General features: G+C 64.6%; 20 protein-coding genes and 2 pseudogenes. 12 read left to right on the forward strand and 10 right to left on the reverse strand.

The features are described from left to right. Positions 1–23: 23 nt before the first annotated feature. Both B0G81_RS14325 and ftrA read right to left on the reverse strand, forming a co-directional pair. Positions 24–1,238, reverse strand: coding sequence for a DUF2252 domain-containing protein (locus tag B0G81_RS14325; RefSeq protein WP_134136556.1), 1,215 nt, complete (start codon positions 1,236–1,238; stop codon positions 24–26). Positions 1,239–1,400: 162 nt separating this feature from the next. Then, positions 1,401–2,366 carry a transcriptional regulator FtrA gene (gene ftrA / locus B0G81_RS14330; RefSeq protein ID WP_134136558.1) on the reverse strand — a complete coding sequence of 322 codons (966 nt, stop codon included), beginning with the start codon at positions 2,364–2,366 and terminating at the stop codon, positions 1,401–1,403. 133 nt (positions 2,367–2,499) lie between these two features. Here ftrA and B0G81_RS14335 point away from each other — a divergent pair, with 133 nt between their 5' ends. The 3 genes from B0G81_RS14335 (at position 2,500) to B0G81_RS14345 (ending at position 5,982) form a co-directional block, all read left to right on the forward strand. After that, the gene (locus tag B0G81_RS14335; protein WP_134136560.1) at positions 2,500–2,934 is read left to right on the forward strand and encodes a rhodanese-like domain-containing protein; all 435 of its coding nucleotides are present in this window, start codon (positions 2,500–2,502) and stop codon (positions 2,932–2,934) included. Between the two features lie 80 nt (positions 2,935–3,014). Further along, on the forward strand, positions 3,015–5,084 hold the full coding sequence (locus tag B0G81_RS14340; RefSeq protein WP_134136564.1) for an EAL domain-containing protein: 2,070 nt from the start codon (positions 3,015–3,017) through the stop codon (positions 5,082–5,084). A gap of 91 nt (positions 5,085–5,175) precedes the next feature. Continuing rightward, positions 5,176–5,982: a hypothetical protein gene (locus B0G81_RS14345; protein WP_134136568.1), complete on the forward strand. Its 807-nt coding sequence runs from the start codon at positions 5,176–5,178 to the stop codon at positions 5,980–5,982. Positions 5,983–6,006: 24 nt separating this feature from the next. On the opposite strand, the gene B0G81_RS14350 is transcribed toward B0G81_RS14345, so the two are convergent. The 4 genes from B0G81_RS14350 to dapA all read right to left on the reverse strand — a co-directional run bounded on the left by B0G81_RS14350 (position 6,007) and on the right by dapA (position 9,188). Continuing rightward, positions 6,007–6,447, reverse strand: a complete 441-nt coding sequence (locus tag B0G81_RS14350) for a polymer-forming cytoskeletal protein (RefSeq protein ID WP_106282368.1) — start codon at positions 6,445–6,447, stop codon at positions 6,007–6,009. A gap of 118 nt (positions 6,448–6,565) precedes the next feature. Further along, positions 6,566–6,964: a hypothetical protein gene (locus tag B0G81_RS14355; RefSeq protein ID WP_134136570.1), complete on the reverse strand. Its 399-nt coding sequence runs from the start codon at positions 6,962–6,964 to the stop codon at positions 6,566–6,568. After that, positions 6,957–7,943: a M23 family metallopeptidase gene (locus tag B0G81_RS14360; protein ID WP_134136573.1), complete on the reverse strand. Its 987-nt coding sequence runs from the start codon at positions 7,941–7,943 to the stop codon at positions 6,957–6,959. Before B0G81_RS14360 ends, B0G81_RS14355 begins: the two co-directional genes overlap by 8 nt. A 321-nt stretch (positions 7,944–8,264) precedes the next feature. Next, on the reverse strand, positions 8,265–9,188 hold the full coding sequence (gene dapA / locus B0G81_RS14365; RefSeq protein ID WP_134136576.1) for a 4-hydroxy-tetrahydrodipicolinate synthase: 924 nt from the start codon (positions 9,186–9,188) through the stop codon (positions 8,265–8,267). 385 nt (positions 9,189–9,573) lie between these two features. Between dapA and B0G81_RS14370 the strand changes: the two genes are divergently transcribed. Continuing rightward, positions 9,574–10,866 (forward strand): aspartate carbamoyltransferase, encoded by a 1,293-nt coding sequence (locus B0G81_RS14370; protein WP_134136581.1) that lies wholly within the window; start codon positions 9,574–9,576, stop codon positions 10,864–10,866. A gap of 54 nt (positions 10,867–10,920) precedes the next feature. On the opposite strand, the gene B0G81_RS14375 is transcribed toward B0G81_RS14370, so the two are convergent. Next, positions 10,921–11,772: an alpha/beta hydrolase family protein gene (locus tag B0G81_RS14375; protein ID WP_134136585.1), complete on the reverse strand. Its 852-nt coding sequence runs from the start codon at positions 11,770–11,772 to the stop codon at positions 10,921–10,923. An 81-nt stretch (positions 11,773–11,853) separates the two neighbouring features. Here B0G81_RS14375 and B0G81_RS43635 point away from each other — a divergent pair, with 81 nt between their 5' ends. Further along, positions 11,854–11,991: a hypothetical protein gene (locus B0G81_RS43635; RefSeq protein WP_166678994.1), complete on the forward strand. Its 138-nt coding sequence runs from the start codon at positions 11,854–11,856 to the stop codon at positions 11,989–11,991. Positions 11,992–12,006: 15 nt separating this feature from the next. Here B0G81_RS43635 and B0G81_RS14380 read toward each other — a convergent pair whose 3' ends face one another. Continuing rightward, positions 12,007–12,498: an Lrp/AsnC ligand binding domain-containing protein gene (locus B0G81_RS14380; RefSeq protein WP_134136590.1), complete on the reverse strand. Its 492-nt coding sequence runs from the start codon at positions 12,496–12,498 to the stop codon at positions 12,007–12,009. Positions 12,499–12,837: 339 nt separating this feature from the next. Here B0G81_RS14380 and B0G81_RS14385 point away from each other — a divergent pair, with 339 nt between their 5' ends. The 5 genes from B0G81_RS14385 (at position 12,838) to B0G81_RS14405 (ending at position 18,473) form a co-directional block, all read left to right on the forward strand. Beyond that, positions 12,838–13,506 carry a haloacid dehalogenase type II gene (locus B0G81_RS14385; protein WP_134136594.1) on the forward strand — a complete coding sequence of 223 codons (669 nt, stop codon included), beginning with the start codon at positions 12,838–12,840 and terminating at the stop codon, positions 13,504–13,506. 240 nt (positions 13,507–13,746) lie between these two features. Further along, positions 13,747–14,745 carry a phosphotransferase gene (locus tag B0G81_RS14390; protein WP_208328534.1) on the forward strand — a complete coding sequence of 333 codons (999 nt, stop codon included), beginning with the start codon at positions 13,747–13,749 and terminating at the stop codon, positions 14,743–14,745. 127 nt (positions 14,746–14,872) lie between these two features. After that, positions 14,873–16,189 carry an aspartate aminotransferase family protein gene (locus tag B0G81_RS14395; RefSeq protein ID WP_166679138.1) on the forward strand — a complete coding sequence of 439 codons (1,317 nt, stop codon included), beginning with the start codon at positions 14,873–14,875 and terminating at the stop codon, positions 16,187–16,189. A gap of 221 nt (positions 16,190–16,410) precedes the next feature. Further along, positions 16,411–17,145: a cupin domain-containing protein gene (locus B0G81_RS14400; RefSeq protein WP_134136606.1), complete on the forward strand. Its 735-nt coding sequence runs from the start codon at positions 16,411–16,413 to the stop codon at positions 17,143–17,145. 2 nt (positions 17,146–17,147) lie between these two features. After that, positions 17,148–18,473, forward strand: a complete 1,326-nt coding sequence (locus B0G81_RS14405; protein WP_134136608.1) for an FAD-binding oxidoreductase — start codon at positions 17,148–17,150, stop codon at positions 18,471–18,473. A gap of 242 nt (positions 18,474–18,715) precedes the next feature. Here the strand turns inward: B0G81_RS14405 and B0G81_RS14415 are convergent. Then, a pseudogene (locus B0G81_RS14415) lies at positions 18,716–18,913 on the reverse strand (RidA family protein); the annotation flags it as partial. On the opposite strand from B0G81_RS14415, the pseudogene B0G81_RS44615 reads away from it, so the two are divergent. After that, positions 18,897–19,007, forward strand: a pseudogene (locus B0G81_RS44615) (LysR family transcriptional regulator); the annotation flags it as partial. The pseudogenes B0G81_RS14415 and B0G81_RS44615 sit on opposite strands and share 17 nt — an antisense overlap. A 114-nt stretch (positions 19,008–19,121) precedes the next feature. Here the strand turns inward: B0G81_RS44615 and B0G81_RS14425 are convergent. Then, the gene (locus B0G81_RS14425; protein ID WP_134136613.1) at positions 19,122–20,000 is read right to left on the reverse strand and encodes an aldo/keto reductase family oxidoreductase; all 879 of its coding nucleotides are present in this window, start codon (positions 19,998–20,000) and stop codon (positions 19,122–19,124) included. A gap of 104 nt (positions 20,001–20,104) precedes the next feature. Between B0G81_RS14425 and B0G81_RS14430 the strand changes: the two genes are divergently transcribed. Further along, positions 20,105–21,004 (forward strand): LysR family transcriptional regulator, encoded by a 900-nt coding sequence (locus B0G81_RS14430; protein WP_134136616.1) that lies wholly within the window; start codon positions 20,105–20,107, stop codon positions 21,002–21,004. Positions 21,005–21,062: the final 58 nt, after the last annotated feature.

A 21,062-nucleotide genomic window follows, 5' to 3' on the forward strand; every position in this document is an offset into this window, starting at 1 on the left:
CCCGCGACCAGCGCGATGCAATTTCACGGCTTTGCGGCCAGGTTGAACGCGCCGCTGTCATACGCTTCGCAGTAGGTTTTCCAGTCCGCCACCACCTGCGCCTCACACTGCGTCGCGCTTTCCACCAACGGCAACTGCCAGTCCCGGCGATTGCCGAACGCGATCAGATCGTCGGCGATCGACGACTTCTGCCGCCCGCCGCTACGCAGATGCGCCCACGCGCTCAACTCGGCCATGCTGCCGACCACCTCTTCGAGACGCGGCAGCTTGCCGTCCCAGTCGCTCAAGGCCACGCGATCTTCCGAAGGCTGCAGACTGCGCAGCACATACGAGCGCTGATTGAATTCGACCGCATGGAGAAACGCCTGCGAGACCGCCTGATTGCGCCGCTGGATTTCGACGACGCGTTGCGCTTCCGTCTGCCACGCCGGCTGCGGCGTGCTGACGTGCGGCGTCACGGAAGAAGGCAGCGCCTCTTTCAGATCGATCAGATAGTTGCCATCCGGCGAGCCTTTGCCTTCGACGAGAATCACGTAACGATCCACGCCGAGGCTCCCCGTGCCGGCAATCCGGCGCGCCACGTCGAGAATGCGGAAGAAGTCCGGATTGGGCTCGCCTGCGGCGAACTTCTGCATAAACTGCGTGACCGCGGCACGCTGCGCGTCGCTGACCGCCAGCGCTTTCTTGCCGTCCACTTTCAGCGTGCGGGTCTTGCCCTTGAGCACCGTGCGCCGGTCCAGATGCGCCACCCGCGTGCGGCTGGCAAGCGCGACGAACAGATCGCGCACCATGCCGGTCGCGGTTTCCGCTTCGATCCAGCGTGATTTGCCATTCGCCAGCGCCGCGCCATATTTTTCCAGCGCGACCTGGCACAGCGCCAGCGCCTGCGCGCGGCTCAGCTTGAGATCGCTCGCGCCGACCAGCACGCTCGTCAACAGGCGCACCAGTTCGTAGAGGTTCGGCGCGAGGCAGGCTTCGTCGAAGTCGTTGTTGTCAAAGTAGATCAGCCGGTTGTCGGCCTTGTAGCTGCCGAAATTTTCCAGATGCATGTCACCGCAGATCCACACCGGCGGCGCGTCGTCGAACACCTTGGCTTGGGGCAGGCGTTCGTAAAACAGGTGACACGTGCCGCGCAAAAACACGAACGGCGACGTGCGCATGGCTTTGTATTTCATCGCGAGCCGTTCGGGATCACGACCGGCGTTAAAGCTGGCGATCGTCCTGGCAATATCGAGCATGAATTTCCTTTGAATGCGAGCATGTCGTGCATTGCGACGACCGACGGCGTAGACCGTGCGGCGCGGCAACGACTGTTTGACAGTAGACCACACCATGCTCCGCAAACACCCGGTTTTGGCATTCACCTTCGACAGCGCTTGCGCGTCGCGCGCGTCTGAACGCTAAGCCGTTTCCCGCGCACCGAACTTCTTGCGGTACGCGCCCGGACTCGTCAACGCAATGCGCCGGAAGTGCCGCCGCAACGATTCCTCGGAACCGAAGCCCGCCAGTTCCGCGATGCGCGCCATCGGCAGCGGCGCCTGCGCTTCGAGCAGATCGCGCGCGATGGCCACGCGTTCGCGCACGAGCCATTCATAAGGCGCCATGCCGGTGGCATCGTGAAACTGCCGCTGCAGTGTGCGCGGACTCATCGCCGCCCGCTCGGCGAGCGAGCGCAACGTATGCGGCAAAGCAGGATGAGTGCGCACCCAGTCCATGAGTCTGGACAGACGGCCGCTGTCGTCCTGCGGCATGGGGCGCGGCACGAACTGCGCCTGGCCGCCCTCGCGATGCGGCGGCACCACGAGCCGCTGCGCGACCCGATTCGCCACCGCGCTGCCGTGATCGCGCCGCACCAGATGCAGCAGCATGTCGAGCCCTGCCGCCGAACCCGCCGACGTGATGATCTGCCCTTCGTCGACATACAGCGCGTCCGGCTGTACATGCAAGTGTGGATAGCGCTGCTGCAATTTGTCGGCATAGCGCCAGTGGGTCGTGACGGTCTTACCGTCGAGCAGGCCCGCAGCCGCGAGGACGAACACGCCGGAGCAGATCGAACAGAGGCGCGCGCCGCGCGCGTAGGCGGCGCGGATTTTCTTCTGGAGCGGTTCGGGCGGCACTTCATCGGCATCGCGCCAACCGGGAATGACGATGGTGTCGGCGCGCTCCAGCAGCTTGAGCGTATAAGGCGCGGCAAGCGTGATGCCGCCCGCCGCCCGGATCGGCCCCGGCTCGCTTGCGCAGACCGCGAAGCGATACCAGTCCACGCCGAGTTCAGGACGCTCGAGCGCGAACAGTTCGGTCACGCAGCCGAATTCGAAGGTGCAGAGCCGGTCGTAAGCGAGCGCGACAACGAGATGATTGTGCATGGCGCGATGTTACCGGATATTGACGATTACGCCACTTATCCGGCGTGGTACGCGGCGCCACAATGAGGTTGTCTGAACCGCGATCGCCAGGCAACCCGCACACCTAATACTCCCATCGGAAACTCACGTCACCATGCCGACCCTGAACGCCGTTACACAAATTCCCGCCGCCGACAGCGCCGCCGCGCAAGCTCACTTCCAGGCCACGCTGCAATTCGAAACCGATTGCGCCGATGTCCACGGCGCGCTCGCGAGCGGCGCGCCCGGCTTTGTGCTGCTCGATGTGCGCGGCCCCACGCTGTTCGCGCAGGGCCATGTGCCGGGCGCGCTCAATCTGCCGCACGGCAAGATCGTGGCCTCCAGACTCGCTGACTATCCGCCGCAGACGCTCTTCGTCACGTACTGCGCGGGGCCGCATTGCAACGGCGCCGCGCGCGGCGCGCTGCGCCTCGCCCAGTTGGGGCGGCCCGTCAAGCTCATGAGCGGCGGCATCACCGGCTGGCTCGACGAAGGCTTCGCCCTGACCCAAACGGCGTCCGCCGGCGAGGTGGCCAAAGCCAATGGCTGACATATTGAGAATCGATTAAATAAAAGCCTCGGGCTGTCGATAACAAGTTCAGCCGCTTCCCCTTCGCGGTTGGACTGAAAATGCAGAGCTCATATAATTTTTGGCTGGTGACCATCTCGTTCGCCGTTGCGACGCTGGCGTCGTACACGGCGCTCGACCTGACCGGCCGCATTTTCCTGCTGGCGTCGGCGCGGCTGCGGCGCGTCTGGCGGCTTGGGGGCGCCGCCGCGCTCGGCTGCGGCATCTGGTCGATGCACTTCATCGCCATGCTCGCCTTCTCGCTGCCGATTCCGCTCGGCTACGACCTGGCGACGACCGCCGCGTCGCTCGGGCTCGCGATCGGCGCCTCCTATCTCGCCCTGTGCGTCACGACCCGCGAGCGGCTCACGGTGGGCCGCCTGCTGGCGGGCGGCGTGCTGATGGGCTTAGGGATCGCCGGCATGCACTACACCGGCATGGCGGCCTTGCAGATGGCGCCTGGCATCCGCTATCGGCCGGGGTGGTTCGCCGGTTCGCTCGCGATCGCGATCGGCGCGTCGGCCGCCGCGCTGTGGATGGCCCGCGCGCTCAGCAACGACGACGCGCGCCACGTCGTGCGCAAGCGTATGGCTGCGGCGCTGGTGATGGGCGTGGCAATCAGCGGCATGCATTACGCCGGCATGGCTGCCGCCGACTTCCTGCCGGGCGCCATCTGCGGCGCGGCCCAAGGCGTGAACGCCATCTGGCTCGCGACTTCGGTGATCCTGCTTACCTTTGCCGTACTGATCGTTACGTTGATGCTGTCGCGCTTCGATGCGCGCAACGCCCTTCTGACCGGCGCGGTGTCAAGGCTCAACGGCCAGATCGTGCGGCTCGCCACGCTCGACACCCTGACAGGACTGCCCAACCGCAGCACGCTGACTGAGCGCATCGAACGCGCGATCCTCGGCGCGCGGCGGCAGCGCACGCTGTTCGCGATCCTCTTCATGGACCTCGACGGCTTCAAGACCATCAACGATTCGCTCGGCCACTCGGCCGGCGACCAGGTTTTGACGGCGTTCGCGCAGCGCCTGCTGCAGTGCGTCCGCGAGACCGACACCGTCGCGCGGCTGGGTGGCGACGAATTCGTGGTGCTGGCCGAAAACCTCGGTTCGCGCGAGGATGCCGGCGCGCTCGCGGAAAGCGTGCTCGAACGCATGCGCGTCGGCGTGTGGACCGACTCGCAGCCGCTGCAGGTCATGCCGAGCATCGGCATCGCCCTCTATCCGCACGACGGCGACACCGTAGAAGCGCTGTTGAAGCACGCCGACGCGGCCATGTACGAGGCCAAACGCGCGGGCCGCAGCACCTATCGATTCTTCGAGCGCCGCATGAACGAGGCCGCCACGCGCACGCTGCAGATTCAGAACGCGTTGCACGACGCGCTCGCCGCCGGTCATTTTTCGCTGCACTTCCAGCCCAAGTTCGAAGGCAGCGGCAACTCGCTGGCGGGCGCCGAAGCGCTGATCCGCCTGCATCACCCGCAACTCGGCACGTTGACGCCGCTCGAGTTCATTCCGATCGCCGAGCGTTCAGGGCAAATCGTTCAGATCGGCTACTGGGTCGTGCGCGAAACCTGCCGGCAGATTCGCCAATGGGTCTCGCAAGGCCTGCCGTCGATGAAAGTGGCGATCAACCTGTCGCCGCGCCAGTTGCTGCAGCCGAACCTCGTGGCGAGCATGCTAGAAATAGTCAACGCCGAAGGCGTGGCCTGCGAGCAGATCATGTTCGAGATCACCGAAACCGTGGCTATGCAGGACGCGCCCAAGACCATCGAAATGATCCGCGAATTCCAGGCGAGCGGCTTCGAAATCGCAATCGACGATTTCGGCACCGGCTATTCGAGCCTTGCCTATCTGCAGCGTTTTCGCGTCAAGCAACTGAAGATCGACCGCTTCTTCACCAATGGGCTCGACGCGCACGGCCCGGAGGGCAGCGCGATCGTGTCGGCAATCATCGCGCTTGCGCACTCGCTGGAAATGGATGTGGTGGCCGAGGGTGTGGAAACCGAATCGCAACTCCACATGCTCAAGACGATGAGGTGCGACGAGATGCAGGGCTTCCTGCTCGGCAAGCCGCTCAACGCCGACGACTTTGGCAACCTGCTGCGGGACAGAATGGTTGCCGCATAACCAGCCGATCGTCTGAAGCGCACGGCCCGGCCGGCGTTGGACCTCGTTTCACGAGCGAAAAATAACACGCAGGTCAGGTGTTGGAGACTTCATGAAATTCGATGTAGCGACGTTTACTTCGCTGTGGTTGACCACGTTTTTGTGCTGCGCCTTGCTAACGACCGCGCTGTCGCGCATGTTCGCGCGCGTGAGCGCGTTCCGCTTCTGGGCCGTCGGTTTCTATCTGCTCGCCGCGTCGTCCGCCTGCTTCACCCTGCATCTCACCTGGCGTCACGACGTGCTGCTGATCGCCACCGCGACGCTCGCGCTGCAAAGCCGCATGTTGATCTGGGCGGGCACACGCGAACTGTTCGGCGCGGCAGCGCCGTGGCGCGCCGGTCTGGCCGTCACGGCCGTGTTCTGCGCGCTCTATGCCGGCGCGCTGATCTTCAAAGTGCCGACCGTGTTGCGCGCGGTCCTGCTCGCACTGTTTTTTCTGCCGGTTCGCGCCGCCACGCTGTATGAAGTGTGCCGCCGGCGCCGTCCGCACCTCGGGTCGGCCCGTCTGATCGCGATGATCGGCGGCACGATCGTTACACTCAACACCATCGTGCCGCTCGTGCTCGTGCTGCTCGACCGCACCAACCTATCGCTGTTGCTCGGCAATCCGCAGACCACGTCGGCGCTGTACGCGGTGGTGTTCGCGGGCGATCTGCTGCTGGCGAGCGGCCTGATCGTGCTGGCTTTCAAACTGCAGATCGTCGAGCAGGACATGCTCGCCACGCTCGAACGAGTCGCCATGGAACGGCTCGCCGCGAACCGGGAATTGCGAGCGGAGCGCAATGGGCGCCCCGTGCCCGGCGACCCGCTCGGCCACGACACGCCGGCGCCGCGCCAGCCGCTGCCGGGATCGATCTGATTCGCCGGGTGGGCGCTGTGATGCCTAGCCGGCCTTGCGTTCGTCGAAGGCGCTGTCGGCCACCGACACCAGATGCGGCGTCGCCCCCTGCGCCGCCTGCGCCGCGTCGCGTTTGGTGAGCTTGCCGTCCACCGCCGCGCCGCAATCCATCCGCAACTGCTGGTAGTAGATGTTGCCGGTCACATGCGCATTGCTCTGCAACTCGACGAAGTGATCGGCAATCACGTCGCCGACGATCCTGCCGTTGACCACGACGTCGTAGCCGTGCACGTTGCCTTCGATCGAGCCGCGATCGCTCAGGACCAGCAGCGTCTGGCCGCCCGGCTCGCCGCTGACGTTGCCCGTCACGTGGCCGTCCATGCGCAGGCCGTCGCTGAACTGCAGGTCGCCGGTGATTCGCACGTCGTGAGCGATCAGGGTGGCGAGCTTGGTTTGCTGGATGCCGGTGGTTTTCTTCTTGAACATAACAATTTCCTCGAAATGAAACGGGTCGTCGCGTGATGTTGGGCGTGGCGACGAGCCTGGGGGCGGCTGCTTTGCGTGCTTTTCGGTTTACAGCTTACGGTTCGCCTGGTTCGCGCGGTTAGCTGCGCGGCGCGGCGGTGGTTGCGGGAGAACGCCGATTGCTCTGGCCTCGCAGAAACTGCAATTCCGCGCTGAGTCGCGCGACCTCGGCTGCGGCGCTGTCCGCCGCCTTCTGCACCGCGGCGCGCGCCGCCGTCTCTTGCTCCAGCGCTAGCCGCGTGCGGGCCAACTCGGTCTGCTTCGTTGCTTCGTCGACGGGCGCAGGGGTGCATTGCTCAGGCGGCATGCCGGCGCGCCTCGCGTGCCAGGCCGTGAGCGCCGCCGCGCCCGCGCATGCGCACAGGACGCACACCACGGCCCACACCGTCATGCGAAACACCACCGAGCGCGTGGGCCGAAGCGTGTAAGCGCGGTGGGTGAGACTGCGCGCGTCGCGCGGAGAGTGCCGTTTAACCATGAGCCGCGGGCGCAAACAGCGCGAGGTAAGCCACCGGGTTGACCGGCGCGCCGTCGACGAGGACTTCGAAATGCAGATGCGGGCCGGTGGAACGGCCGGTCGAGCCGACATCGGCGATGTATTGCCGCGGCAGCACCAGATCGCCGACATGCACGACGATCCGCGACGCATGGCCGTAGCGAGTCATCAGCCCGTTGCCGTGATCGATTTCGACCGCGTTGCCATAGCCCGATTTCTCGCCGGCGAAGACCACGCGGCCGCCCGCCGCCGCCAGAATCGGCGTGCCGGTTTTAGCGACCAGATCGAGCCCCGGATGAAAGCTCAAACGATGCGTGAACGGATCGGTCCGATTGCCGAACGGCGACCCGAAGCGCGCGCCGTCGGCGGGCATGCGGCCCGGAAAGGCGGCGTAGGCGAGAGCGTGATCGGCGGTCTGCTGTTCGAGCGCCGAAAGGGTCGCGGCAAGGCAATCCAGATGCTCGCCCGTGCGCCCGGCATCCGCATGGCGGCCCAGCGACGGCGTGAGGTCGCTACAGCGGCGCGGCGGCAAGGCCGGGCCGCCCTCGCCTTCGCTGTCGGTGGCGGAGCTGTCGGCTTCGGACGCCGCGGACGCCGCAGCCGGTGCAGCGGGCGCCGCCGATGCGCGCGGCGCGGGCCGAGGCGTGTTCAGGCGTGCTTCGAAATCGCGCAAGTCGCCGACCTGCGCCGTGAGTCGCGCGATACGCGGTTCGATCTGCGCCACCGACGCGTTCAGCTTGCCAAGCTGGTCGATTGCATAGTCGTGCTCGACGCGGACCGACGCCTGATCGCCGGAACCGTTGCGCGCGAACCAGTGCGCGCCGATCGCGAAGCCCACGGCAAGCGCCAGCACGGCCGCGCCGCCGGCCGCGCTCACGGCGAGCGTCAGCGCGGTACGGCGTGTGACGAAGCCGACCGAGCCGCTGGAAAGCTGGCTGCCGGCGCGAAACACGGAAGCCATCAGCGGCTCCTCGCGCGTGCCGGGCCCGCGGCGCGCGCCCCCCTGTGCGCGGCACGAAGCCGGCTCGAAACCGGCAACGCACAAGGCGCGCCGGCCATGCGATGCGTGGCGGGCGATTGCAAACGGGACAGAAGATCAGCGAACGGGGCTAACTGCATACGGCATCGACCGGCTACGCGCCGGCCGCGATAATGACAGAGGGCGCCGATTATCCCCTGGCAGCACGAAGCATCATCTCAAATACAGGACGCCAGGACGATGTGCCGCGCGCGGCGCGGATGCCGGGCACTTCATGCCCCCGTTTCGCCATGAACGCCCCCGTCAAACCGATACTCCGGTCTCCCGCGACTCGCTCCACTCCCGTTCAGCCAGCGCTTCGAGCCGCTCGACCAGCGCACCGCTGGCGCGCGTCATCGGCATGCGCAGTTCGTCGCGTATCAGGCCTTGCGCAGCCAGCAAGGCCTTGACCGGAGCGGGATTCGGCTCGGCGAACAGCGCCTGGATCAACGGCACGAGCGCGTGAAAAATGTGCCGCCCTTCGGCGAGCCGCCCCGCCGCGAGCGCGCGATACATCTCGACGAAGCGCTCGGGCCGCAGATGCGCGGACGCCGCGATCGCTCCGCTGCCGCCCAGGCACAAAGTACTGAAAATATTGATGTCCTCGCCGGCAAGCACCTGCAAGCGAGCGTCGCGGATCAGCGCAAGCGTGGTGTCCGGCGAACCGGCGCAATCCTTCACCGCCTGAAACCGCGGATGCGTCGCGAGCGTGAGCAGCGTGTCGAGTTCGAGCCGCACTCCCGTTCGAGACGGAATGTCGTACAGGACGACCGGCTTCTCGCTGGCATCGGCCAGCGCCATGAAGTGCGCGACGATGCCCGCCTGCGAAGGCCGTATGTAGTACGGCGCGGCCATCAGCACGCCGGCCACCGGCAGCGCGTTCAGTTGCTCGATGCGCTCGAGCATGCGCGCCGTGTGATTGCCGGACACGCCGGCCACCACGGGCAGCGCACGCCCATCCCGCGCCAGATGGGCGGCGACCTGCGCTTCGTCGAGAATCGTCGCCAGCACGGCGTCCTGTTCGGCGGCGTCGAGCGCGGCGGGTTCGCCGGTCGTGCCGAGCGCCACCAGCCCGGCGATGCCCGCGCCGGCATAGCGCCGCACCAGCGCGCGCAACGCGGCGTGATCGACGGCGCCGTCGGCGAACGGCGTGATGAGCGGAACCCAGATACCCGAAAAAATAGACATGTCTTTACCTCGATGACGACCGTATCGATTCCGTCAGGCGGTGCGAGGGAGGAAAGACGGGAAAATGCCCAGGCGGGCGTTGACCGGCTGTTCCGTCGCACATCTGACGGAACAGCGAGCTCCGGTCAGATGAGCGGCTGTTTTTTGGCTTTGGCGCCGGCGTTCGAACCCAACGCGCGTGCGGCAACCACGCTCGCGAGAGCGAGACGTGCGGAGGTCGACGGGCGGAGTCTGAGCGTGGGGCCGGAATGCATGAGACGCAGTGTAACCGCGGCCGACGCAGCTTGGCAAAGTACATCTCGAAATTGCTTGACATCTGCCGCAGGAAAACTAATATACGCACCGCGTACATCAGCCCGCCATTCCCTCTTCCGACAGGTGCCCCATGAGCGTCCCGCAACAAGCCTTCCTACGCGATGCCATGCGTCGCCTGAACATGACGCGCGACACATTCGCGAGCCGCATCGGCGTGTCGCGCCGGGCGCTCGACACGTGGCTGCTGCCGGACGACTCGCAGGAATCGCGGGCCATGCCGGAGATCGTCGAGCGCTTCGTGTCGGAAATCGTGGTGCACGGCGAACCGGGCGAAAAATATACGCAAAGCGTAGACGCGCAATCGCTCGCCAGCCAGATGCTATTCGAGGGCAAGCCGCAACTGCTCTCGGTGGATCAGTTCTCGCGCGACTCGGTGGAAGCGCTGTTTCGCGTGGCCGACATCATGCAGCCGATCGCCCGGCGCCGCAAAATCTCCCGCGTGCTGGAAGGCGCGGTGCTCGGCAATCTGTTCTTCGAGGCGAGCACGCGCACCCGCGTGAGCTTCGGCGCGGCATTCTGCCGGCTGGGCGGCTCCGTTTGCGACACCACCGGCTTCACGTTTTCGTCGATGGCCAAGGGCGAGTCGATCTACGACACCAGTCGCGTGATGAGCGGCTACGTGGACGCGCTGGTGATCCGCCATCCGGAGCAAGGCTCGGTGGCCGAATTCGCGCGCGCCACCAACGTGCCGGTCATCAACGGCGGCGACGGTCCGGGCGAGCACCCGAGCCAGGCGCTGCTCGATCTGTACACGATCCAGCGCGAGTTCTCGCGCCTGGGCAAGATCGTCGACGGTGCGCATATCGCGCTGGTCGGCGACCTCAAATACGGGCGCACCGTGCACTCGCTGGTCAAGCTGCTGGCGCTGTACCGCGGCATCAAGTTCACGCTGATCTCGCCGCCCATGCTCGAAATGCCGAGCTATATCATCGAGCACATCTCGCGTAACGATCACGTGATCGAACAGACCACCGATCTGACCACCGGGCTGCGCGGCGCCGACGTCGTGTACGCCACGCGCATTCAGAAAGAGCGCTTCACCGACGAATCGTTCGAAGGCTACACGCCGGATTTCCAGATCAACCAGGCGCTGGTGGACAGCGTATGCGGCGCCGATACGCTGATCATGCACCCGCTGCCGCGCGACAGCCGGCCGGGCGCGAACGATCTGAGCGTTGACCTGAATCACGATTCACGGCTGGCGATTTTCCGGCAAACCGACAACGGCATTCCGGTGCGGATGGCGATTTTCGCGGTACTGCTGGGCGTCGAGAAACTGGTCCAGCATTCCATGCGCGATGCCGCATGGCGCCCGCCCGCCTATCTCGGCCCGGACGATGCGGTGTTTCACGGCATCGATTGATGGATCAGTGGGCGGCTCTTTGAAACCGGTCCGCCGCACACCAGCACAGTCTCATCAAGCCGCGGCGCTTGCCGCCATGGCGCCGTTGCGTTTGAATGCCCCGGCGAAAAACAGCACCTGATACTGCACCGCGTTGGCCCAGTACTTCCAGGTGTGGCCGCCGGGCCGTTCCGCGTAGTCGTGCGGCACGCCGAGTTCGACCAGCCGCTCATGCAGCGTGCGGTTCGATTGCACCAGGGAGTCGTTGACTCCGCAGTCGATCGTGAGCGCGATATGCGCGTTGCCGAAACTGCGCGCGTTCTCGACGATCGCCTCGTTGTTCCAGAAGTCCGCATGCCGCATCGGATCGCCAAATACCTGGTCGATGCCGGGCTCATCTTCGCAGCCACGCGGATCCACGGCGCCGCTGATGCTGCCCGCGGCGCCGAATTCGTCCGGCCGGTGCAGGGCGATATGCAAGGCGCCGAAGCCGCCCATGCTCAAGCCGGTAATGGCGCGCGCCTGACGTGTCGCGATCGTGCGGAAATGCGCGTCGACGTAACCCACCACCTCGGTGCCCACATAAGTTTCGTAACGGCTGTGAGGATCGACCGGGCTGTCGATATACCAGCTTTCGTGGCCGCCGTCGGGCATCACGAGGATCACGTGATAGCGGTCGGCCAGCTTGCCGATCTGCGAATTCGTGGTCCAGTCGGTGTAGTCGCCGCCCGAACCGTGCAGTAGATAGACGACCGGAAAGCGGTCGGCCGCCTTGCCGCGCGCATATTGATCGGGCAGCACGACCGTCGCTTCGAGCGACTTATGCATGGCCGCGCTCGGAATGACGACGACCCGCGACTGAAACGCCCACGCAGGCGCCGTAAAGAGCAGCGTCAGAACGAGCCAGAACGTACGAGCTTTATTCATGGTTTGTCGCTCTTCCCTTTCCAGAAGTCCGAAGAAAACTGTCCGGCATACGGCGGCAAAATTCTGTCGACGACTCTAGCAATGGCGACTTACAACCAAATTTCAGCGAAACATACGATCTCGTCAGCTTGGCTTCGCGAGCGATGGTGCGATCGCGACCGGCTGCTGCCGGCCGCCCGGATCGATACGATCTTCAAAATCGAGGGCGTGACCGCATGACGGGCGGCGACAGCCTCACTTCGCGGTAAAGAGGGCCTCGAGACGACCGCGCTTCCTGACGATGGGCGATTCGACGATCACGTAGCTGAAGTACGTCTGGATCCCGATGTCGCGCTCGAGCAGCCCCTCGATCACGCTGTGGTAGTGCGCGATGTCGCGCGTCACGAACTTGAGCAGATAGTCGTAGCCGCCCGTCGCGTGATGGCACTCCAGGATCTCCTCGATGTCGCGAATGGCGTCGATAAAACGCACGAAGTCTTCGCGGCGATGATCCGCGAGTGTGATCTTGGCGAACACGATCTGGACATCACCGAGCTTCTCGATCTTCAACAGCGCGCCGTAACCCACGATAAAGCCGGCCGTCTCGAGCCGTTTGACGCGCGTCAGGCATGGGCTGGGCGACAGTCCAACAGCGTCGGACAGTTCCACGTTGGTCATGCGGCCGCGCATTTGCAACTCGGCGAGAATGCGCAAGTCCAGCCGGTCGAGTGTGCAATCCGTTTTCATCCCCGCCCTGCCTCCTCTCCGTCAGGCGCCTCCATACGAGCGCCTCGGCGTACTCCACGAGCTCAATAGTAGCCCGGCACGCACGCCCGACGATAAGACGATCCTGCTATTTGTTCCTGATTTTGCATCGCGTCACACCTCGCCGCAGGAACTGCCGTGAATCCCATCAACAACGGGTAAAAACCTGTTTTTTTCCGTCCTTAATTCGGTTTAGTAGCGAAGTCATTCCCGTTTAAATTTCATCTACCGACATTTCCATCGGTGCTTGCCTGAACTGGTGTGCGGCAAGCCTTTCATTCAAGAGTCCCTTGGGATTCGTCACTCATCGAGACTGAAGACATGATCGACTTCGAGCCGAAATTCATCACGTTCGACTGCTACGGCACCCTGGTCAACTTTCGCATGGCCGACACGGCGCGCGAAATCTACGGGAACCGCCTCCACGGCGACGCTCTGGAAAACTTCGTCAAGCTGTTCGCCGCCTATCGCCGCGACGAAGTGCTCGGCGCCTGGAAACCCTACCGCCAGGTCGTCCTGAATGCCGTGCGCCGCACCTGCGAACGCACGGACGTGCCGTTCGCCGAAAGCGAGGCCGAAAAGTTCTACCTCGCAGTGCCGACGTGGGGCCCGCATCCGGACGTCCCGGAAGGTCTCTCGCGCCTCGCGAAGAAATACAGGCTGGTGGGCCTGACCAACGCGGACAACGCGCAGATCGCGAGCAACATCGAAAAGCTCGGGGCTCCGTTTCACGCCGTCATCACGGCCGAAGATGCGCAGGCCTACAAGCCGCGTATGCAAGGCTTCGAATACATGTTCAAGAAGCTCGACGTGCAGCCTCACGAAATCCTGCACGTCTCGTCGAGCCCGCGCTACGACCTGATGACCGCGCACGATCTCGGCATCGTGCATAAGGCGCACGTGCTGCGCGGCCATGAACCGGAAGCGCCGGAATACGGTTATACGGCGGTCAGGAGCATCGTCGAATTGGCCGAGCAGCTTGGCCTGTAAGCGATTTGCGCCTCCTTGACCGCCGTGTTCGACGGCGGCCGGGGATTCGCATCGCGCGACCGATCTGACGTCTGTCCCCAGCTCGACAGCGCGTCGGAAACGTCCTGCTCCACTGCAGTCCACCCTTCTCGCGCCGCATTGCCCATGTTCACGTCCAGCCCTTCCGCAAGCTTATGCACAACGTCCGCCGTTGCGCTCGATACCCTGTTGGGGAGCGGCCTATCGGTCAGCTTCCCACGCTTGAATACATTCGATGCGCTCGCGATCACGCGCCGTGTTTACGGCATCGACGGCGCGGCTACACGGTTTGCGACCGAGAAGGACGACACGTTCCGCATCGACGCAAGCGACGGCGCGCGATACGTGCTGAAAATCTCGAACCCCGGCGAGACGCCCGAAGAACTCGACTTGCAGGTCGCCGCGATGCGCCATGTTGCCGCCGTCGCGCCCGACTTGCCGGTGCCGCGCGTGCTGCCGGGTATCGACGGGCAATTCGTCGTACCCGTGGCGTCGCCCCCGCAGCCGTATCGCACGGCGAGGCTCTACAGCTACCTCGAAGGCATGCCGCTGGACGCGCTGCACGGGAGCGCGGTCGATCACTACGAGATCGGTGAGATGCTGGCGCGACTGCAAGCGGCCATGGCCGGTTTCCGCCATCCGCATCAGCACCGCGTACTCGCCTGGGACGTCAAGCATCTGGCGAGTCTAACGGGGCTGCAAGCACATATCGCCGATCCTTCGCATCGCGCCTTTATCGCGGAGGCGTTCGCGCGCTTCGCCGCGATCGAGCCGGCCCTGCGGCACTGTCCCGCGCAGGTCGTACACAACGACTTCAACCGCTCGAACATCGTCGCCAACCCGGGCGGCCGGAACTTCGTCAGCGGAATCATCGACTTCGGCGACACCGTGCACACAGCGGTAGCGATCGACGTCGCCACGGCGGTAATGAACCAGTTTCCGCTCGACTTCGATGCCGACGGCCCGCACGATCTGTTCGCCGACGCGCGCGACCTGCTGCGCGGCTATCTTGCGCGTGCCGAACTCAGCCGCGACGAACTGCTCCTGATCCCGCACCTGGCCATGGCGCGCGTCGCGGCGCGAGCGTTGCTGACTTCATGGCGCGCCCTGCTGTTCCCGGAAAACGAAGCCTACATCCTGCGTTTCACACGGCCGGGATGGGAGCATTTGCGCTGGTTCATGCAGCGCGACCCTGAGACTGTTTCCAACGCCTTGCTCTAGTTCTTCCATCGCACCGCTCACCTCTCCGATTCTGACCGCCCTTATGAACACTACCAGCACGTCGCAGCCGGCCGCCCAAACCGAGGCCGCCGGTAGCGGCAAACCCCACGACGCACTGCGCGGCGACATGCCGAACGGCTTCAATCCGTCGTCGCTCGACCACCTCGACGCCGGCACGCAACGGCACATCGCGCGCCGCTTACGGCTGCTCAGTCCGTCGTATCGATTGTTCTACGCCGAGCCCGTCAAAATCGTGCGCGGCGAGAAGGTCTATCTATACGACGACCAGGGCAACGACTATCTCGATGCCTACAACAATGTCGTCTGCGTCGGGCACGCCAATCCGCGCATCGTCGATGCCGTCATCCGCCAGCTCTCGACGCTCTGCACGCATACCCGCTACATGCAGGAGCCGATCCTCGACTACGCCGAGGACCTGCTCTCGACCTTCAACACGTCGATCCGCGCGGGCCAGATGATGTTTACGTGCACCGGCTCCGAGGCCAACGACCTGGCCACGCGCATCGCGATGCAGTACACCGGCAAGACCGGCGTGATCGTGACCAGCGAGGCCTATCACGGCAACTCGCATCTCACTTCGAGCTTTTCGCCGTCGCTGGGCCGCAGGGCCTTGCTGGGTCCCTACGTGCGCACGGTGCCCGCTCCCGACTCGTACCGGATGACGCCGTCGGAGATCGGTCAGCAAATGGCCGGACAGGTTGAGTTGCAGATCGAGGACATCCGCCGTCACGGCGGCGGTCTGGCGGCATTCATCGCCGATTCATTCTTCTCATCGGATGGCGTGTTCGCCCACCCGACCGATGTACTCGCGCCGGTAGCCGAGGTGGTGCGCCGCGCCGGCGGCCTGTTCATCGCGGACGAGGTGCAGTCCGGCTTCGGGCGCAGCGGTACGCATATGTGGGGGCATGAGCGCCATGGCGTCGTGCCCGACATCGTTACGCTCGGCAAACCAATGGGCAACGGCTATCCGGTCGCGGGCCTGGTCGTGCGCCCCGAGGTCGTCGCAGGCTTCGGGCAGGACATGCGCTACTTCAATACCTTCGGCGGCAATTCGGTTGCGATCGCGGCCGCGCAGGCCACGCTCGACGTGCTGCGCGACGAGCACGTGCTCGACAACGCGCAGCGGGTCGGCGCGATCCTCCTCGAGGGCTTGAACGCACTGGCAAGGAAATACGAATGCATCGGCGACGTACGCGGCACGGGCCTGTATTTCGGCGTCGAGATCGTGCGCGATCGAGCGAAGAAGGACACCGACATCGCGACGGCGCTCAAGATCGTCAACGGCTTGCGCCAGCGGCGCGTGCTGATTTCCGCGACCGGGCCGGACGCGAGTGTGCTGAAGATCCGCCCGCCGCTCGTCTTTGGCGCTAGCGATGCCGACCGCCTGTTGACGGAGTTGAATACGGTGCTTGCCGCACTGTGATCGCCGTGACCGGCCACGCGAACGTGTCTGGTCATCGGCAAACGGCCTGATGCGAGCACGTTGCCCGCGCAGAAGTGCCGGCAGTCCACCAGGCCCCCGACAAGCGTTTCTGCATTAACCGGCACTTAACGTCCGCTTGTTGGAGGGTTAATCATCCGGAGATGCTCGCGCCGCATAATTGCATGCACGAATCATCATCCGCGCAATTCATAGGAGCAGAAGTGACCACAGCATTCGTATTGCACCGCGCCGATGGTGCGCCTGTTTCGACCGCCTTCCGCAGAGGAGGTTTCGGCCAGAACGATCCATTCGTACGCCATCGCGAGATCGCGTGGGAAGGACCCGACTCGATGGCCGCGGGTCGTGTCAGCTTCATCGGCGAGCTCGACGTGGCGAGTTTTCCCCACATCGAAACCATCGTCGTCATGGAAGGCTCGCTCACGCTCGAAGCGGCCGGCATGGCGCCGCAGGTGCTGGGTCCGCAAGAGGGTGCGGTGATCGGCAGGGGTACCGCGCTTCGTTTCAGAGCGCAATCGCGCGCGCTTTTCGTGTTCTGCGCCGCGGCTAGCGAGAGGCCGACGAAGACAGGGCTCGTCCCGTTGCGCGCGGAAGCCGACTTCAAGCCATCCGCCACGCTTCCAGCAGAAGTACTGCTGGGCCCGGCTCCCGAATGTCGCAGCGACAATGTGTTCACCGACGACGACGCGCAGTACAAAGCGGGCACGTGGGATTCGACGCCTTACCATCGGATCGTTCGCCCGCATCGCGTCAATGAGTTCATGCATCTCCTCGCCGGCGGCGTGCGATTCGCCGCGCCTGACGGCAGCGTGCTGTCGCTCGGCGCCGGCGACGCGCTCTTCGTGCCGCAGGGTGCGTCGATCGGATGGGAAAGCAGCGAACGCGTGGCGAAGTTCTACGTTACGCAAACTGTCCAGGCTCAAGTCGAACGAAATTGATCATGTCCCCTCCGCTGACTCACATTCAAACTTCGCCCACGCTGCCTGCCGTCGCCGACGTGGTCGTGATCGGAGGCGGCATCATCGGTGTCTTCGCTGCCTATTACATGGCCCAGCGCGGCGTTTCAGTCGCCCTGGTCGAAAAGGGAAGGATTGGCGCGGAGCAGTCGAGCCGCAATTGGGGCTGGTGCCGACAGCAAAACCGCGACGAGCGTGAATTGCCGATCGCAACCAAGAGCCTTGACCTGTGGGAACGATTTGCCGTCGAATCCGGTGAGGACACGGGGTTTCATCGCTGCGGGCTGTTGTATCTGAGCAATGACGACGCGGAGCTGGCCCGTTGGGCGAGTTGGGGCGACTTTGCGAAGACGGCGGGCGTGACGACCTACTTGCTCGACAGCAAGCAAGCCGCCGAGCGTGGGAAGGCGACCGGGCGGGCCTGGAAAGGCGGCGTCTTCTCGCCCAGTGACGGCACGGCGGACCCCGCGAAAGCCGCGCCCGCCGTGGCAACCGCACTCATGAAGCTAGGCGGCAGCGTTACGCAACACTGCGCGGCGCGCGGCATCGAGCTGGAGGGCGGCCGAGTCTGCGGCGTCGTCACGGAAGCCGGAGTCATCAAGACCCGGACAGTCGTGCTTGCCGGCGGCGCGTGGGCGTCCGCATTCTGCCGCCAGCTCGGCATCCGCTTTCCCCAGGCATCGATCCGCCAATCTATTCTTAGCGTCTCGCCTGTCGAGCATCCCTTGCCGGACGCGTTGTTCACTTCCGGCGTGTCGATCACCCGCCGAAACGACGGACGCTATGCACTGGCGATCAGCGGACGGGCGCGCGTGGACGTGACGCCGCAGTTCCTGCGATTCGCCCCGCAATTCGTGCCCATGTTCGCCAAGCGTTGGCGCAACCTTCTTCCGGGCGGACTGGAAGGCGTGCGCGGCGGTCATGAGACGCTCAAGCGGTGGCAGCTCGACGCGCCCACACCCATGGAGCGGGTACGCATTCTGGATCCAAAACCCGATCTGCCTACCGTGAAGGAAACGCACCGCCGCGCCATCGAACTGCTGCCCGAACTTGGCAAAGCAAAAATCACACACGCGTGGGCAGGCTTCGTCGACAGCACACCCGACGGCGTGCCGGGTATCGGCGAAGTGCCGGGCGTACCCGGATTGATCCTGGCTGCGGGCTTTTCCGGTCACGGGTTCGGGATCGGGCCCGGCGCTGGACATCTGATCGCGGATTTGGCCACCGGTGCGACGCCGATCGTCGACCCTATCCCGTATCGGCCTGCCCGGTTTGCCCACTCGGCATGGGGCAAGGTCGCTGACTTTTAGAACCGGGGGGAGGCGCGGTTACTGCAACAAGCGCCGTGCCATCGGGAGGGTGGGCACGGCGCTTTTTACGGATTACGCGGATTACCCGGTTCGAAGCAACGCTGCGCCAAAACGGCCCGATACTGCAGCGTCCGCCATGCAGATCAGGCGAATTGCCGACAAATGGCTCGGACGTATCCAGCCAGTAAGAACTGAAACGCATTGCACTCTCCAACGCTCGCGCACCGATTCGATCGGATCGACTACACCCAAGCCACCGCTTCGACCTCGATCTTCAGACCGAAATTCAGCGCGGGAACCGGAACCACCGCGCGAGCGGGCCTCGCCGCTCCAGCCCAACGCGCATAGATCTCATTGAACGTCGCCCAATACTCGATATCGACGATATAAACGCGAATCTGGACCAGTTTCGTGACGTCGCTGCCCGCGCCGGTCATTGCCCTCACGCCCACGCGGCAGGGGCTGACGATCCGTCAGCGCGTGTTTTTGGAAGCCGCGAAACAAGCCTTCGATCCAGCGCCCTGGGGGAAATGATCACTCGATTGATACCGGTGAGACATCAATCGTCCGGAACACGGCAGTTATAGCCCCCGTGGCTCGCTTTGGTTCTGTCCCGCCGGGGATAACAGGCCGAGCATGACGCCGCGACTAGAACCGTGTGGCACCGCCGATCGCGTCCAGTTCCGCGCAAACCTCGGCGGACAATTTCAACTGCGACGCCTGCAGGTTTTCACGCAGATGCCCGACGCTCGACGTGCCGGGGATCAGCAGAATGTTAGGTGCCCGCTGCAACAGCCATGCGAGCGCCACTTGCATCGGCGTTGCGCCGAGTGTTTGTGCGATCTCCGAGAGCGCGGACGACTGAATCGGCGTGAACCCGCCCAGCGGAAAAAACGGCACATACGCGATGCCCTTGCCCGCGAGTTGGTCGATCAGCGCGTCGTCCTCCCGGTGAACCAGGTTGTAGTGGTTCTGCACGCAGACGATCTCCGCGATGTGCCGCGCCTCCTCGATCTGCGTCGCCGTCACGTTGCTCAAGCCGATGTGGCGCACGAGTCCACGTTGTTGCAGTTCGGCCAGCGCCGTGACCTGCTTTTCGATCGACCCTTCGGCGGGCGCGTGAATGTCGCCCATGTTCCGCATGTTGACGACCTCCAGCGCGTCGAGACCGAGATTGCGCAGATTGTCGTGCACGCCGCGCTCGATATCGTCGGGTTCGAGCGCCGCCAGCCACGCGCCGTCGCTGCCGCGCACGGCGCCCACCTTGGTGACGATCACGAGGTCGGCGGGATAAGGATGCAGCGCTTCACGGATCAACTGGTTGGTAATGTACGGCCCGTAAAAGTCGCTCGTATCGATGTGGTTGACGCCCGACGCCACCGCTTCGCGCAGCACCGCGAGCGCCGCGTCGCGATCCTTCGGCGGCCCGAAAACGCCGGGGCCGGCCAGTTGCATGGCGCCGTAGCCCATGCGGTGCACCGGGCGGCCGGCGAGCGGAAAGGTGTCCGTGGTGCTGAGATTCGACATGATGCGCTCCGTGGTGAGTGGTTGAACGCAAGTATGGACGCGGTTGCGCTGTTGAACAAAGCCGTCTAACGTGTACGGGTTGTTAAAAATTTTGCACAATCGCCATGGAATTGAATGATCTGGCTGCCTTCGTCTCAGTCAGCCGCGCGGGCGGCTTTCGCGACGCGGCGCGTATCAGCGGCGTATCGGCGTCGAGTTTGAGTATCGCCGTGCGCCGTCTGGAGGCCAAGCTCGGCCTGCGCCTGCTTAACCGCACCACGCGCAGCGTGGCGCCAACCGAGGCCGGTTTGCGGCTCATCGAGAAGCTGTCGCCGCTCTTCAGCGAAATGGAAGCGGCGCTGGACGTGCTGAACGTGTTCCGGGACAAGCCGGCCGGCACGCTCAAGCTCAACGTGCCGTCGAGCGCTGCTCGCATCGTCTTGCCGGGCATCATCGCCGCGTTTCTGAAAACGTATCCCGACATCCGCGTCGAGGTCGTGGTCGAGGATGGTTTCGTGGACGTGCTGTCGATCGGCTGCGACGCCGGGATTCGCTATGACGAGCGGCTCGAGCAGGACATGATCGCGATTCCGATCGGGCCGCGCGTGCAACGCTTCGCCACGGCGGCGGCGCCGGGCTATCTGGACACGCACGGACGCCCGGGTCATCCCAGCGAGTTGCTTTCGCACGCCTGCCTGCGCGGTCAGTTCGCCGGCGGCGCCATGCCGATCTGGTATTTCGAGCGCGACGGCGAAGTGTTGCAGTTGAATCCATCGGGGCCGCTGCTGGTGCGGCCCGGCGCGGCGATCGATCTCGCCGTCAGCGCGGCCATCGCCGGTGTGGGTGTCGTTCACCTGTTTGAAGACATGCTGCGCCCGCATCTCGACAGCGGCGCACTGGAGCCGATTCTGGAGCCGTGGTGGCAGCGTTTTTCAGGCCCGTTCCTTTACTATCCGGGGCGTCGTCATTTGCCGGCGCCGTTGCGCGCGTTCGTCGATTTTTTGAAGGCGATCAATTCTGACTGATGCAGCGACGCGGAATAGGCAGGGCAATATTGCCGCCCCCCCAAAGAAACGGCACGCG

The sequence above is a fragment of the Paraburkholderia sp. BL6665CI2N2 genome (genome assembly GCF_004366535.1).
Classification (GTDB): Bacteria; Pseudomonadota; Gammaproteobacteria; order Burkholderiales; family Burkholderiaceae; genus Paraburkholderia.